Annotated in this window: 16 protein-coding genes and 1 pseudogene; 5 read left to right on the top strand and 12 right to left on the bottom strand. The window is 38.2% G+C overall.

What is annotated here, in order from left to right; genetic code table 11:
• Genes C200_RS01840 through C200_RS01805 form a run of 8 tightly spaced genes read right to left on the bottom strand, consistent with a single transcriptional unit; the run spans window position 1 to window position 6,915 of the window.
• Window positions 1-1,131 (bottom strand): ATPase, T2SS/T4P/T4SS family, encoded by a 1,131-nt coding sequence (locus tag C200_RS01840; protein ID WP_032126211.1) that lies wholly within the window; start codon window positions 1,129-1,131, stop codon window positions 1-3.
• Window positions 1,128-1,880 (bottom strand): type IV secretory system conjugative DNA transfer family protein, encoded by a 753-nt coding sequence (locus tag C200_RS01835; protein WP_016209964.1) that lies wholly within the window; start codon window positions 1,878-1,880, stop codon window positions 1,128-1,130. The genes C200_RS01840 and C200_RS01835 overlap by 4 nt, the downstream gene beginning before the upstream one ends.
• Window positions 1,873-2,379 (bottom strand): DotD/TraH family lipoprotein, encoded by a 507-nt coding sequence (locus tag C200_RS01830; RefSeq protein WP_051307320.1) that lies wholly within the window; start codon window positions 2,377-2,379, stop codon window positions 1,873-1,875. The genes C200_RS01835 and C200_RS01830 overlap by 8 nt, the downstream gene beginning before the upstream one ends.
• Window positions 2,380-2,403: 24 nt before the next feature.
• Window positions 2,404-2,811 (bottom strand): hypothetical protein, encoded by a 408-nt coding sequence (locus C200_RS01825; protein WP_016209959.1) that lies wholly within the window; start codon window positions 2,809-2,811, stop codon window positions 2,404-2,406.
• 27 nt (window positions 2,812-2,838) lie between these two features.
• Window positions 2,839-3,864: a hypothetical protein gene (locus C200_RS01820; protein ID WP_016209966.1), complete on the bottom strand. Its 1,026-nt coding sequence runs from the start codon at window positions 3,862-3,864 to the stop codon at window positions 2,839-2,841.
• A 40-nt stretch (window positions 3,865-3,904) separates the two neighbouring features.
• Window positions 3,905-4,810, bottom strand: a complete 906-nt coding sequence (locus C200_RS01815) for a hypothetical protein (RefSeq protein WP_016209971.1) — start codon at window positions 4,808-4,810, stop codon at window positions 3,905-3,907.
• Between the two features lie 6 nt (window positions 4,811-4,816).
• Window positions 4,817-6,010, bottom strand: a complete 1,194-nt coding sequence (locus tag C200_RS01810; RefSeq protein ID WP_016209955.1) for a TrbI/VirB10 family protein — start codon at window positions 6,008-6,010, stop codon at window positions 4,817-4,819.
• A complete protein-coding gene (locus C200_RS01805; protein WP_032126212.1) occupies window positions 6,007-6,915 on the bottom strand; it encodes a DotH/IcmK family type IV secretion protein in 909 nt (302 codons plus the stop codon). The genes C200_RS01810 and C200_RS01805 overlap by 4 nt, the downstream gene beginning before the upstream one ends.
• 818 nt (window positions 6,916-7,733) lie before the next feature.
• On the opposite strand from C200_RS01805, the gene C200_RS15960 reads away from it, so the two are divergent.
• Window positions 7,734-7,871, top strand: a complete 138-nt coding sequence (locus tag C200_RS15960) for a hypothetical protein (protein ID WP_164997260.1) — start codon at window positions 7,734-7,736, stop codon at window positions 7,869-7,871.
• Between the two features lie 290 nt (window positions 7,872-8,161).
• Here C200_RS15960 and purC read toward each other — a convergent pair whose 3' ends face one another.
• From purC to dapA, 3 genes are all read right to left on the bottom strand, one after another.
• Window positions 8,162-8,875, bottom strand: coding sequence for a phosphoribosylaminoimidazolesuccinocarboxamide synthase (gene purC / locus C200_RS01800; RefSeq protein WP_016211310.1), 714 nt, complete (start codon window positions 8,873-8,875; stop codon window positions 8,162-8,164).
• Between the two features lie 75 nt (window positions 8,876-8,950).
• A complete protein-coding gene (locus C200_RS01795; RefSeq protein ID WP_016211308.1) occupies window positions 8,951-9,229 on the bottom strand; it encodes a lipoprotein in 279 nt (92 codons plus the stop codon).
• Between the two features lie 29 nt (window positions 9,230-9,258).
• Window positions 9,259-10,149 (bottom strand): 4-hydroxy-tetrahydrodipicolinate synthase, encoded by an 891-nt coding sequence (gene dapA, locus C200_RS01790; RefSeq protein ID WP_032126213.1) that lies wholly within the window; start codon window positions 10,147-10,149, stop codon window positions 9,259-9,261.
• Between the two features lie 84 nt (window positions 10,150-10,233).
• Here dapA and C200_RS01785 point away from each other — a divergent pair, with 84 nt between their 5' ends.
• The 4 genes and pseudogenes from C200_RS01785 to C200_RS01770 all read left to right on the top strand — a co-directional run.
• Window positions 10,234-10,707 carry a peroxiredoxin gene (locus C200_RS01785; RefSeq protein ID WP_016211307.1) on the top strand — a complete coding sequence of 158 codons (474 nt, stop codon included), beginning with the start codon at window positions 10,234-10,236 and terminating at the stop codon, window positions 10,705-10,707.
• Between the two features lie 135 nt (window positions 10,708-10,842).
• Entirely contained in the window at window positions 10,843-11,364 is a 522-nt protein-coding gene (locus tag C200_RS01780) for a gluconokinase (protein ID WP_016211313.1), read from the top strand.
• Between the two features lie 40 nt (window positions 11,365-11,404).
• Window positions 11,405-12,199, top strand: a complete 795-nt coding sequence (locus C200_RS01775; RefSeq protein WP_016211309.1) for a DUF2975 domain-containing protein — start codon at window positions 11,405-11,407, stop codon at window positions 12,197-12,199.
• Between the two features lie 2 nt (window positions 12,200-12,201).
• Window positions 12,202-12,402 (top strand): annotated as a pseudogene (locus C200_RS01770) (helix-turn-helix domain-containing protein); the annotation flags it as partial.
• A 77-nt stretch (window positions 12,403-12,479) separates the two neighbouring features.
• Here C200_RS01770 and C200_RS14415 read toward each other — a convergent pair.
• A complete protein-coding gene (locus tag C200_RS14415; protein WP_016211306.1) occupies window positions 12,480-13,433 on the bottom strand; it encodes a pentapeptide repeat-containing protein in 954 nt (317 codons plus the stop codon).
• Window positions 13,434-14,030: the final 597 nt, after the last annotated feature.

The raw sequence follows: 14,030 nt of genomic DNA, 5'->3' as shown, positions 1-14,030 counted from the left end.
TTACATCTCCATTTCTTGACCATTTCGAGTTAAGATATACTTTCTTGCTGTATGCTCAGTAATTACACCTGCATCTAGTTTTAACTGGATATCTTCATATAAAGGCCGACCAAATTTAATCAAAATATCTTTTAATGCGACGGTCATATTCTCAGCCGTCGAACGATACAGTTGATCTTTAATATCATCCGTAATCACTAAATATTCACGAATCACCGTCCGCGTTCCTGTAATCGTCGGCACTAATGCCTGCCAAATAATCACCCGAACGGTTTCAATTAGGTCATATAAGCGCGATTGCCGCTCTTCTGCTGCAAATAAATTCACCATACGACGGAAACTATCAACAACACCATTACTATGCACTGTGGTATACACCGGATGTCCTGTTAACGACGCTTCGATAACTGCCTCAAGTGTTGGCTTATCTCGTGCCTCACCGACTAAAATTAACCCAGGCTTTCTCCGTAAGGCATTTCTAACACCGGCGGCAAAACTCGGTAAGTGCCGAGGGATTTCACTTTGACTCACGACTGAACTCACCTTATCGACATTATCATAGGTATATTCAATCGGTGATTCATAAGTTAATATTTTTAAATGGCTATCTGGGTTTTTTAAAAAACTTGCGATCAAAGACGCTAATAACGTACTTTTTCCGGAACCTGTGGCACCACTGATCACAACCACACCTTGCGGCACTTTCAAGCTTTCATATAAGCCTTGATCAAGATCCATTGTTTCAAGCTCTGGCGGTGTTGCCGTAATGGTTCTTAAAGTAACTTGCAGACCATTGTAACTTTGAAATTGACAGGCAGTAATATTAACACGATAGCGAAAAATCCCTTCTTCGGTTGTCAGCTGATAGCCCGTGTCTAAATCAGTGCCACTTTGCACCTGAGCAGTTGCATTTGGACCGTAGATATGATTAATTAAGTCAGAAACTTCCTGCTGAGTAAGCTTACGTGTTGTCACCCGATATAATAAACCTTGAATATCTGCAATGACATTTTCACCTGATTGAATGGTAATATCCGATGTGCCCAAACCATGCAAAAACATCAGTAAACGATCAAACTCTGCGGGTACAAAGTAAGCCGGTTCAGCCTGCATCATAAAGTTATTCATCATGGTTTTTTACCTACCACAGGCTGCCATAACTGGCTCTTTATTTGTAAACCCGGCTTATCTTTAATCGCCCAAGTCCAGTCGTCAATTGTTACTTTATTTTTATCACCAGTAACCCCCTGGTATTTCTTCGCAACATAAACCGGACTAACAAGCCCCTCGGTCAATAATTTTTTATATAAAACCATGCCAGTATAATCACGAACCAAACGATTTAAATTAATTTTATAAATCGTCACAGCTTGACGAATACCTTGTTGCCACCCTTGAGTAACACTTTCTTTCCATAGGGTTTCTTCCTCTGTATTTTGTGGTAGTAGAATTTTATTTGGCAACTCTGGCTTACTATAATTTAGATATAAGTAATCGCGCCAGGTGGGTGGTGCAGTGACAAACCTCACCTGACTGATGATTTTATAACTGCGTCCAGCAACCCGAATAGACTGAGCACCTTGTTCAACATTAACAGAATTGCTCGAATCAGAAATAACGGGGGGCAAGACATTACTTTGTAAAAGCAATTGATTAAAATTAAATATCTTATCAAGCTTGTCGCTATAACTTACCAAAAAAGAATCAATAATTTTTGCTTCAGCCGCTAAACCTGCTTGTGCCCCCAAAGATAAAGCAGTTTCTTTAACCGCACGCAGCCGTATCGTTAAATGTTGCTCTTGCTGCTGATAATATGCGGATTGATTGGATGCATTTAAATTACTGAGCTGCTCAAGTGAGTATAATGCGTGGTCAATCATCAGTTAAATACCGTAAGCTAATAATTTTTTGCTGTGGCAGTATTTTTATCGCTGCTTTATTATTCGCTTGCAATTCAATATTTTGCAATACAACTAATGCGGATGCGGATGGATAATTAATATTCACCAGCACCGGCAGTTCTGGTGGCTTGCCAAACTCTTGATAGTGAAACCCCACAGCCTTTGCAATATCCTTTACTATCGAGCTAATAGGACCATACCAATGAATAGAAACCATTTTACTTAATGCCTTATCATGAATATCAAGAAAAGGCATAACCTCTTGTTTTGGGTATTGTGCACGGCGAATTTCAGATAAACTTTCTAATGCAGTCCCTGTTTGTTGAACCGCAGCAAATAACGCTTGCTGAATTTGCTGATTATTTTTAAGTTGCTCACCTGCAATCATTTGTTGATCAACCCGAGCTGGCTGTGAAGAGCAACCCTGTAATAATACAGTAATCACTGCTGGTAACACCGAAATTAAGACTCTCTTCACGATGAGCTCCTCTAGAAAAGCCGATTAAGGGGTATCTGTAAAAGTAAAAGCACTCAGTGTTGTCGCAACATCTGCAGTAACTCCAGATTTCGCACTATTACCAAGCACACCGGCGATCGTACCAACAACAAGCAATGCTGCACCTAAAATCATATAGATAAAGCCAGACTTTGTTTGAACTTGCTGGCCACCACCTTGGGCTCCGTGCCCACTACGCAGCTGGAATAAGCCCATAACGACTAAGATCACACCACCAAAACCACTAACAAACTCAATAAAAATCAGAGCATGCATCAATGTCCCTTTCCAGCTCGTAAATAAATTAGTGACTGTTTGGACATCGCCTGCAGCGTAAGCCGAAGTTATCATTATGATAAATAATAATAAACCTAATAATAATTTTTTTCTACGAACTTTAAGTAAAATAGCCATCACTTATCAACCCTATTAAAATTAAATCTAAGTTTTCAGTCCAACAATAATATTATAAGTATTCCTTAATATTTCAACAAAAACATTCGCATTAATTGCACACATACCGGCAATAATATGCACAGCAACTTTTGACGCACTTGCATCAGGGCCTCCCATATGTTCACCTAAACGAGTTAATAAGAAAATTCCGCGCAAAAAAGAAATAAGGCCAGCGACAAATAAAATAGCATAGGCAAGCTTTAATAAATTATCACTCGTGCTTGTAGCAGAAACTGGAACACATTGAAATGCGCCATTAGAAAATGTCACCGTAGTATTATTTTGCAATGTACTAAAATAAGAAAGAAATTTCTCTCCGCTAACATCACCACAATACTGACTTAATATTTGTGGCGTTTTAAACATAGAACCACTAAGCGCCTTGATTAAGTAAAAAGGGAATAACAACACAGAGCCAACAAAAAAATAAAACCCCGTTGCCATTGGTGACCGTCGATACATTGACATGATCTGAGGGTTAGAGTGATAGCGCAAGCGGTGAACACCAACACACAATGTGATCAAACCAACAACAGGGCCGATGACATTAATTAAATGCAAAAACGGCATCAACACATAATAAATAACCCCCTCATAAAGGTTAGTCGGTTTACTTATATGTGCATTGTGCAAAATATCAACGCCTGCATTAATATCTGCAGAATTTACCGAGTTAGAAAGAACAATAATAACGCTACCAAGAGCTAAGAGAAAACCACCAATAATAAGATAAAAAATACCAACTTTTGCAGTTTGCTGTTGCTGCCCACCTTGACCAGAATGACCTTGTCTAAGCTGAATCAGTCCAAAAATAATAAGAATAACCCCTGATAGAGCAGCCATAAATTCAACAAAAATTGCAATATGCACCAATGTTGACTGCCAGCCTCTTGACACTTGAATAAAGCTTGTTGCAACATCACCACTGGATGCATATGTACACTGAGTGAATATCTGGATTAAAATAATCACAAATAAAACACTAGATGACATCAATTTATGTTTATTCACTTTACTCTACTTACTCTGCTCTACTTTTAATCTACTTAAATCAATTAAAAATATAACCGGAACTCATTGTAACCTGTGTCTGCTTATCATCGACCTTAATAACATGGCCATAACCAGGAATATCGGTATTTTTCGTCACAGTCAACGTAACTCCATCATCATTTACTAACCAAGCACGCCCAGAAACAATTGCCCTTAACCTTAATTTTTCACGATGACTATATTGATTTGCAAGCATTAAATTAATATTTTTATTATTTTTTAAAGAAATATTTTCTAATTTTGATAGCTTTTTATCAATTAAATCTATATTGCTCGTAAGTGATTTAATATGACTTTCAATATCATTTTGACTTTCAGAAACCTTCTCAGCCAATTTTTTTGCTTCTTCGCTATAACTATAAGACTGACTTTGGCTCTCGACTATCTTCTGAACTTGACGATTCAAATTATCAATTTTTTCTGCTAATTTTTTTATCTGATCAGTGATTTTTTTGCCATTAATTCCAGCGACCTCACTCGTTTGGGAACTATAACTAGCATTCGGCTTTATCTCTTCTTTTTTTCCAAGCCCGCTTTTACTTTTGACCTGGTTTTCTTGAGATTGAATCAGGGGAGAAAGGCCTTTCGCTGGCTTATTGCCAGATTCAACCGGTTTACTAAAGCTTAAATGGGTAGCCTCAGCCTGCTGCACTGACTGCTTTGGATATAAAGTTCGGTATGCGTTATACATCATATAACCTGCTACAGCAAATGCAATAATAGCAATAATATAATAATGCAACATCGGCCTTATTTTATCCCACAGTGAAGTCCCTTGCCAAACAGCATCTGCATTATTTCTTTTAACTGCTGGCTCACTATCTAGCACAAGGTCTTCTTTATCCTCATTAATGTCTTGATCATCATCAAAATTATAATTTTTATCTGTGTGATTATTACTCATTTTAACTTACACCTTTACATCCGACATAAATAAAATCCCCATACCAACACCTTGATTTAAAGTAACCGTTGGAGGGCGATCAAATGCAGCGCTTGCTTTACCAGCTAAAGTTGTTCCAACTTGACCTAAACCAGAATATAGGGCTTTTTTCGTTGTACGATTTTGTTCTGCCGTTGATTGAGTGCCTGTAATAATACAGGTTGTCGCACCACCACATAAACTTGATGAGTTTTGGGAAAAATAATCGCCAAAGCCCTGCAAAAATGCAGCAGCAAAGAGCCCACCATAACGTAATAAATAGTGATTATCTACATCTGAAGACAGTGCATTTTGCGCTGTTGTGGCATTAATTGCATACGCCTTAATAGAAATACTGTGATCAAGTTCAGGCAAAGACATGCGATCAAAAGAAATGACTAATTTTTCATCCTCTCTTTTAAAACTACCCAACAATTTGGCATTTTTAAATTTACCTTGAACTATCGTCGCCATTACTGGAGTGCCGGGTTGGTCACTGTTTAGCTGTGTATCGAGTACCGCAAATACAATAGCGCCTGCTTTTTCAATAATATTTTCACTATTATTTTTACCTGACTGACCATTATCTCCAGCATTATTAACTGTACTAACTTTGGCAACCATCACTTTTTGAGCAGAAACATTCTCCCATTTTGCCAATATTCCTTGAATTTTATTCTGCATTTTATTTTCTTTTTCAGATACTTTTAATTGATATTGGTCAACTTCTTGTTGTTCCTTTTCTTCTTGAAGGTTTTGATGATTTTTTTGTATTGCCTCTCTTTGCACCATTTCTTTAAAAATATGAGAACCTGTTAACTCTTGAATGCGACGATCGGCCTGACTTAATTCCGGTGCCCCTGGTGCTCTGGGTGAAATATCTTGCGTTGATGACGCAACCAATGTTTTTCCTTGATTTTCAGCTCGATTAACCTCTTCATCCTCATTGGCTTTATGAATTTTCTTATAGGTTGTATTCGTATACTTTGTTGTTTTCTGACTCATCGCCCCATTCGGGCTAGCAACATAGGATCCGCCAACTTCCTCTGCTGATTTTGGCTGTGACAAATTATTTACAATAAAAATAATTACAAGCATAATTATTGCAAATATAATCAGCACACGCAGCCGTGGATGCTCAGATAAAAATTCTTTCGTTTTCGTAATTGCCTTTAATTTCATTGCCAGCTATCCGATACTGTCACCTGTCGCAGCACGCCATTCATAGAAACTAATAAAGAAGGCGTTGCTGTCAACTGATAAGCATTTAAAACCGCAGGACCCGTGCTACTTTGACGCCCCTGCCACTGTGGAGAAATTAACGTCCCAGCGGTTAACATTAAATATTTCCCCTGATAAGACCAGACCTGCACGGCTCCGTCATCCACACTTAATTCTTTCGCCCCTTGCGGAGGTATTCCATTCAACAACTGAATCAACATCGCCGGTGCATGCTGAGTTTGCAGAGCATTGGCCTCGCTTTCAGACTGATAACCTTGCACTCGAATATAATCTAAATAATCCCATTTTTTTTGCCCCAGAACTAAAGAAAGCATCACCGGAACATCTAAGCCTTTTAATAAAATACCAATATTAGCCTGACCATAATCTTTTAGGCCTTGCACCATTAGCACACCACTGGCTTGATTCCATTGAACATTAAAAGCAGCAGGATCACCTAAACTATATGAGCTAATGGGCCACACTCTGCCAGATTGGTCTGTCATCACAATAGACGTAATCATCCCTTTGGCGATACGCACAATAGGCTGCACTCCCCCTGGCTTTAACCCTACAGGGATAATCGATGATGAGCTTTCACTAGGCGCACTTCCAGCAGGTGCTGCTTCTGCTTTTTTTTGTACGTCATATAAGTCTTTATACTGATGTATCTGCTCTGGAGATAAAGGGAAGTTATTATTTTTCAAACTATTAAATGCATCTTGGCCAGGGCTAGGGCTAGGGCTAGGGCTAGGGCTAGGACTAGAAGCAGGACTAGCATTAAGGTTAGTGCTAGCGCTCTGACCTGCCTCAGAAAACTTAAAAATAAAAAATACAGTCAACAAGACAATTAAAAGTTTTTTCATAAATTTCAAATATCTAAACTAAAATTTTACTTACCTAAAAAATCAATAAAAATTTAACATCACTCAATACTAAACTTACAGAAAGAGCCACTCGCTCAGCCCATCAAATTCAAATATAAATTTTAAGAAATATAAAATCAACTTTTATTAATTCAAAAACAAAGTAAAATTTAAAATTAAAATTAAAATTTAAAAAAATTAACAAAATAAAATTAGAAATATTAATTTTTTTTTAAAATCTATACTCTCTAATAGCTTATCTATAATCAGCATAAATAAATTTACGCCTAACCACCTCGATAAATCTTAATATAAATTTAATACAATCAATACCTAATCAAAGCAGCTGGCGAAATTTATCATTAGTCCAAAACAGGGTCAACCTAAAAAAATAAATAAAATCTACAATATAAAACACAATAGCTGTTTCGCACTTATTTACAGCCTATATCTATCCTGATAACAAATAAAGCTACAGATTAAACAACTTACACAAATATAAAAAAGTTCAGCAATAATCGTATATCTTATTTCCAGACTATAAAATATTTATTAAAACAACAAATAAAACAAATATGATAATATATTTAATTTAATAAAAAAACGAAAGTCTCAAGATGGGTGAAGGTGAAAGCAGAACATCGATACAAAAAGAACAATTTATTTACATAAAATATAATCAAACTATATTATTACCTTCACTCTCTAACAATACCAGCACGCTAAACGCCCATCCTCACCATCACAACGTTAATAATGCCAACGCATGACACCAAGCACTTTTATAAGCTATTATTTATAAATAAAAAACACCAAAAATGCAAGTGGATTTAGGATTTCGTAAGCGTCGCTACCTCGGTAGGTATTTTGCACATCCAATGATGCAAAATCGCCGAGCAAAACGCGACGACTATAAACCCTCGGCTGTCCGCGTCACACAGCGTTACGTGCCTTGAATCGGCACACTCCACTACTGTGCTCTCACATGACTCTACGGTTCGTATAGATTTTTAGACACTCGTTACGCTTGCTACAGACCTAACGGCCTTTCGCAACTCCGCTCTGCTAAAAACCCGAACCTACCTCGGCCTACTCACCCCGTGCTTAGCACTCCATGGCTCGCAGCGTAGGATTTTAGGATTTTAGGATTTTTGAGAATAATCATAAACTATTCAAAAGGCCAAACTTTACTCACCATTTAGCTCGATGAGGCTCAGCCTACTGAAATATGAATCTTACTATTAAGTTAAAGAGAAGAAATCCCAATTCTACGACCAACTTCAATATAAGACTCAACTACACCACCTAGATCACGACGAAAGCGGTCTTTGTCCATTTTTTCACGCGTCTTTGCATCCCACAAACGACAGTTATCTGGGGTAAACTCGTCACCTAATAGCAACTCACCCTTGTTATAGCCAAATTCAAGTTTATAATCAACAAGTAAAATATCACCCTGTAAAAACAGATCGTTTAACACATGATTCACTTTTATCGTCAACTCACGCATCATTTTAATATCTTCTTCTGTTCCCCAACCAAAAGCGACAATATGCTCATCATTGATCATCGGGTCACCCAAGTCATCATCTTTTAAGAAAAACTCAAAAATCGGTGCTTTTAACTCGGAACCTTCTTCTATGCCATAACGTTTGCTTAAGCTACCTGCAGCAATATTTCTAACCACACACTCCACACGCAACATTTCTAATGGCTTGACCAAAGACTCATGATCAGAAATTTTCTCGATAAAGTGAGTTTTCACCCCTGCTGACTCTAGTTTTTGCATGATAAATTCATTAAAAATATTACTCACTTTCCCTTTATTTTCAAGAAGTTCATGCTTAACACCATTAAATGCCGTCGCATCATCACGAAACTCCATCACTAAACACTGAGGGTCATCTGTTTGATAGACAGACTTTACTTTACCTGAGTAAAGCAATGATTTTTTTTGCATGATAACTCCTAGTTTAGTTTTTTGTTAATAACCAATCACAAAGATAAAATTAAAATCAGCTTAAGCTACGGCTTATTATTTTTTCAAAATATTCGGTGGTGATAAATCCGTTTGGCTGGAGCCCTGAAGGGCTTTAAAGTCATTAGGCAATGGATAACGACCCATGGATTGTTCAGGCATCACCAGATTACTTGTGCCTGGTATTGCCAGCGCAGGGCCTATTTCTGGGGTTGTATATAAGTAGGTATCATAATGATCTCGGACTACCTTATTATAAGAAGAGCAGGCACTTAAAGCCGAAATCATTGCAACGGTAGCAAAACAATTGATTATAAAGCCTGCCTTTAACTTCATCTGTACTCTTATCATCGGTACTCTTACCCTTAATTCATCACGGTTTCTATTTCAATTAATCGCTCAATTTCAGCATCAACGGCCGCATGCTGCTCCTTAGCAAGCCAGGTCAATGGCAAACGAATTCCAGGGGCAATCCGCTGCATTTTATGTAATGCATATTTCACCGGAATCGGATTCGACTCAGAAAATAAAGCATGATGTAAGTTCAGAAGTTGGTTATCAATTTTTTCAGCGCAATCAAAATCGCCACCGATTAGCGCCTGACACATCTCTTGCATTAACACTGGAACCACATTAGCAGTAACAGAAATAACACCATGACCACCTAACTGAATAAACTCACGTGCCGTCGGGTCATCACCACTGTACAGCGCAAAGCCTTCTGCACATAACGCACGCAATTGAGCCACTCGAGTTAAATCCGCTGTGGCATCTTTCACACCAATAATTGCTGGCAACCTAGACAGGCGTCCGGTGGTCTCAACAGCAAGGTCACATTGAGTCCGCCCTGGAACATTATACAATATAAAAGGGATAGCAACAGACTCAGCAACCGTCTTAAAATGCTGATATAAACCCTCTTGCGTGGGTTTATTGTAATAAGGCGTTACTAACAAGCAGGCATCAACACCTTGAGCATGAGCGGCTTGTGTTTTTTCTATCGTCGCTTGTGTTGAAGGACTTCCTGTGCCTGCAATCACGGGGACTCGCCCAGCAACTTGTTCAACAACATGCTGTAATACAGCTCTATTTTCATCCGCCGTAAGCGTCGAGGCTTCTCCTGTCGTCCCCATTGCAACAATCGCTGCAGTCCCAGACTGAACATGCCACTCAGCAAGAGCTCGCAATGCTTCAATATCCAGCTGTCCTTCCGCGGTCATCGGGGTAACAAGAGCGACAATGCTTCCTTTAATCACAAGTTTCCTCATACAATGACTTTATTATGCTCCACATGGTAAACTCTTGAACAATTAAACACAATACTCAGGTAATGATAAGTCATGGACATTCGTATTGATCAAGCAATCCCTCACTTTAGCGCTCAAGCAACCGGCGAAACCCCTGTAGACTCTCAAGCCCTCAAAGGCAAAAATTGGGTCATTTACTTTTATCCTCGTGATAATACACCCGGCTGCACCACGGAAGGGCAAGAGTTTCGTGATGCAATAAACGATTTCAATTCCTGTAATACTGCCATTTTTGGCGTCTCTAAAGACAGTCTACGCGTCCATGAAGGCTTTAAGGCCAAACATAGTTTTCCCTTTGAACTGATCAGCGATCCGGAAGAAACTCTCTGCCAACTCTTTGGTGTTATTCAACTTAAGAAGCTCTACGGCAAAGAATATCTCGGCATCGAGCGCAGCACCTTCTTCATCGATGAGCAAGGCATTTTGCGTCAAGAATGGCGTAAGGTAAAAGTAAAAGGTCATGTTGCTGATGTTTTAAGTACAGTACAAAAATTAACAACTAATTAGGTTAACTATATAAATAATTTAAATTTAATTAGCCTGATTAGGCTGAATTTAGTTGATTAAAAATCAAGAGTAAAGATAGCGATTAAATCTTACTTAATCTTGCTTACCTTTAATATAGAAGAGTATCGATTCAATATGTTGATTATTCTCTACGGGCCTCCAGGTGTGGGTAAAAGCTATATTTGCCAATGGCTTGCAAAAAGATATGCATTTTATTGCTATGATGCAGATACCCACTTGACCCAACAAATGCGTCAATGTATCAATAATCGGCAACCATTTAGTCAAATGATGCGTGATGCATTTTTTACCCAGGTCATCCGGCATATTCAGCGCTACCTAAAGCAATATCACACTGTTGTGATGGCACAAGCGATTAGCCAGAAGAAAAACCGTGAACAGCTTCGACGAGCATTTCCCGACGCGCGCTTTGTCCATATTAATACTTCAGCGCAATTACAACTAGAACGCCTGGAAAGTCGAGGCGACTGGGTAACAGCCGATTGGGTTGATAAATTAATTGCGGTTCAAGAACCTGCTAATACAGAGCATGACCATATTAACAACAATCATGACACCTCCCATTTAGAGCAACAGTTTAGTCAGTTGTTTAAACAGTGGGACTGCTTGCAATATCAAGCAGGTCCAGTAAAATGACAGAGCTGATCAACCTGTATTATTTAAGGTATAAGACCCCATGGCCATAGACTCATACCGAGTTGGTGAAAAGAATCATTTCTTAAAAGCAATATTGATTATATTGTGCATCATCGGCTTCGCTTCGCTACTTATCCAAGCGGTTGTTGCCATGCTCGTTTTTGTCATCACACCAACCATTGATATTCAGCTCAATCCAGCGCAATCAGAACTCTTTACTTATATTGCAAATTTTTCTCCACTTGCCAGCTTTATTACCTTTATCCTCGCCTGCTTTGCCCTGATCTATCTATTGCGTAAAGGCTATGTCACGCAAGGCAGTTACTTCTCACGCCTGCTCTTTATGGTGGTGTTGTTTGCCGTTATTGTTTTATTGATTTTGCCATCACTCATACAGTGGCTCTACCCATTTAACTGCCAGCATATAACCACTAACAGCCAAAGCTTATGTTCGATTCAAAAACTAAGCTATCCTACACGCACCGCCAGCTTAATTTTCAGCATCATCCCTTACCTTATTTTCTCATATGGCTGCTTTATTATTATTCGTCTCTTTAAAAACTATGAACGTGGCCTCGTTTTTATAAAAGAAAATGTTAATTTATATAATAAAATTGGTTGGAGTGCGCTTCTTTGGGCCATACTTAAACCCATCGCACAAGCGCTACAGACGTTTATTCTTTCCTTACACTTAGGGCCCGGCTACTATACGATTCGTATCCTTGTTCAAGAAAGTAGCTACATTGCCGGATTTATTGGCTTGCTTATTGTTATAATTTCATATGTCATGCGCGAAGGGCAGCGGCTTCAGGAACAAGAGGATTATACAGTTTAATTATGGCCATTATTATTAACATCGACGTTCAACTTGCCAAACGCAAAGTCAAAGCCAGTGAATTAGCTAATCATATTGGTATCACCGCGCAAAACTTGTCGATTTTAAAAAATGGCAAAGCCAAAGCCATTCGTATTTCAACCCTAGAAGCCATTTGTGAATACCTAGAATGCCAACCAGGAGATATCCTTGAATACCGCCCAGAAGAGCCAGAAATAGCAGAGGAAAAAGAAAGTAAAGGCGAACAATCTCGCCTTACAAATAAAGAAGTCTCAACAGCTTAACCATTAAATCCCACGCCAGGTGATGGTGATGGTGATGGTGATGGTGATGGTGACTCAGATTCTAGCTGTTGTAACAAGCGCTGAAAAAGCATCCGCTCAAAAAATTCTGGTGTCCAAGGAACTTCGCTAAGCATCTCTGGCGTTATTAACTCCCTTGTTAGCGGGTTTATTACATTACCTTCACGTATCCAAGTTTTTAGCGCTTCTCTATCGTAACAATCAAAATCACCATTAGACTTTTTAATATAAACCGGGCTCTTTATTTCAGATCCAGACAAATGAGTAATAGCACATATATCAGTTGGCCTTGCATAAACTGTTTTTAAACTATGTATTTTTATTAACAACTTCAAACTATTACGATAGTTTTCACTTTCAACAGGTACAAAACTTACGATTGAGTCTGTTAAGTTTTCAGGACCTAAGCCTGTGCCCGTCAAATTTGGATTTATCAAAAGCGAATCTTTTAAGTCAACCCCGCTGACAATTGCATTCTGAAAATTTGTCAGAAGAAATCTTGTCCCTGCACAGTTGGCCCCGGTTAAATTGGCTCCAGTTAAAGTAGCTCCAGTTAAATTTGCAGTATTTAACTGTGATTGCTTAACCCTTACGTTCGTTAGCATAGCCATTCTAGCCATAACGCCAACAGACGAAGTTGACTCTCGCCAAAATGTGCCAAAATTTCTTGCATATATTAAATCACTGGAACTAGGAAAGGCTGCATTCGCTACTGCAACATCCCAACCAATACCACTGAAGTCAGCCCCAGTTAAATTTACACTGACTAAATTAGCATAATTCAAGTTTACTCCTCTCAAATCCGCACCTGTTAAATTTAAACCACTTAAGTCAACCCTTTCCAAGTCCCAATCTCGTAGGTTAATTTGGCGGCCACCTCTTTGTGCATCAGCAATTTCTTTCTCTACATCTTCTCGATTTTTTCTTGGCATGATTTTCACCCTTCCGTTCTTTATTTCTTCTCTTCAAACTTTTAATTTGTTAAAAGATTGAAACTTAAAATACATTTATATAACAATATGTTACAAATTATAAATCCTAAAATAATCAATAATTTTTATAATTGAAATGGCATAAGCACTGAAAACTTCAAGTAAATTTTATATTTATTTTTCAAACAAACCTAATTTACAGGTACTAAACTCAGGTCCAGAGCACAATAGTGCATACTTTAACCCTTGAAGCTATTTATTTTATTAAACATATGATGGCAGCAGCACACATTACTATTTTAATCCTTTAACAATACAAAAAAATAAAAAAGGCGAGCCATGTCGCCTTACAAATGAAGAAATATCAACTGCTTGTTCAGGACTTACGCATTGACAGCTTATTGAAAACATGAAAGCTAGCGATGTCAATGGCTGTAGCCTTTTAATCACTTTTTTACAAACTTTCGAAGAGAGTAAAAAATATGAGTTTATGACAAAATTTCATGCAAGTTATGAAAAAAACATACTGAAAATACCAATTTTTTATAGGTGCATAACTGGATTTTGTTGTCAATGCGTAAGTACTGATAAGTAAAA

This window comes from Piscirickettsia salmonis LF-89 = ATCC VR-1361 (genome assembly GCF_000297215.2).
GTDB classification, from domain to species: Bacteria; Pseudomonadota; Gammaproteobacteria; order Piscirickettsiales; family Piscirickettsiaceae; genus Piscirickettsia; species Piscirickettsia salmonis.
Note: the sequence above shows the minus strand (reverse complement) of the source record. Positions and strands in the feature narration are given on the sequence as shown.

Excerpts from the sequence above, each read along its gene's own strand:
- C200_RS01840 (WP_032126211.1), bottom strand. The coding sequence starts at position 1,131 with ATGATGAATAACTTTATGATGCAGGCTGAACCGGCTTACTTTGTACCC.
- C200_RS01835 (WP_016209964.1), bottom strand. The coding sequence starts at position 1,880 with ATGATTGACCACGCATTATACTCACTTGAGCAGCTCAGTAATTTAAAT.
- C200_RS01825 (WP_016209959.1), bottom strand. The coding sequence starts at position 2,811 with ATGGCTATTTTACTTAAAGTTCGTAGAAAAAAATTATTATTAGGTTTA.
- C200_RS01815 (WP_016209971.1), bottom strand. The coding sequence starts at position 4,810 with ATGAGTAATAATCACACAGATAAAAATTATAATTTTGATGATGATCAA.
- C200_RS01810 (WP_016209955.1), bottom strand. The coding sequence starts at position 6,010 with ATGAAATTAAAGGCAATTACGAAAACGAAAGAATTTTTATCTGAGCAT.
- C200_RS01805 (WP_032126212.1), bottom strand. The coding sequence starts at position 6,915 with ATGAAAAAACTTTTAATTGTCTTGTTGACTGTATTTTTTATTTTTAAG.
- C200_RS15960 (WP_164997260.1), top strand. The coding sequence starts at position 7,734 with ATGCAAGTGGATTTAGGATTTCGTAAGCGTCGCTACCTCGGTAGGTAT.
- purC (WP_016211310.1), bottom strand. The coding sequence starts at position 8,875 with ATGCAAAAAAAATCATTGCTTTACTCAGGTAAAGTAAAGTCTGTCTAT.
- C200_RS01795 (WP_016211308.1), bottom strand. The coding sequence starts at position 9,229 with ATGAAGTTAAAGGCAGGCTTTATAATCAATTGTTTTGCTACCGTTGCA.
- C200_RS01785 (WP_016211307.1), top strand. The coding sequence starts at position 10,234 with ATGGACATTCGTATTGATCAAGCAATCCCTCACTTTAGCGCTCAAGCA.
- C200_RS01780 (WP_016211313.1), top strand. The coding sequence starts at position 10,843 with ATGTTGATTATTCTCTACGGGCCTCCAGGTGTGGGTAAAAGCTATATT.
- C200_RS01775 (WP_016211309.1), top strand. The coding sequence starts at position 11,405 with ATGGCCATAGACTCATACCGAGTTGGTGAAAAGAATCATTTCTTAAAA.
- C200_RS14415 (WP_016211306.1), bottom strand. The coding sequence starts at position 13,433 with ATGCCAAGAAAAAATCGAGAAGATGTAGAGAAAGAAATTGCTGATGCA.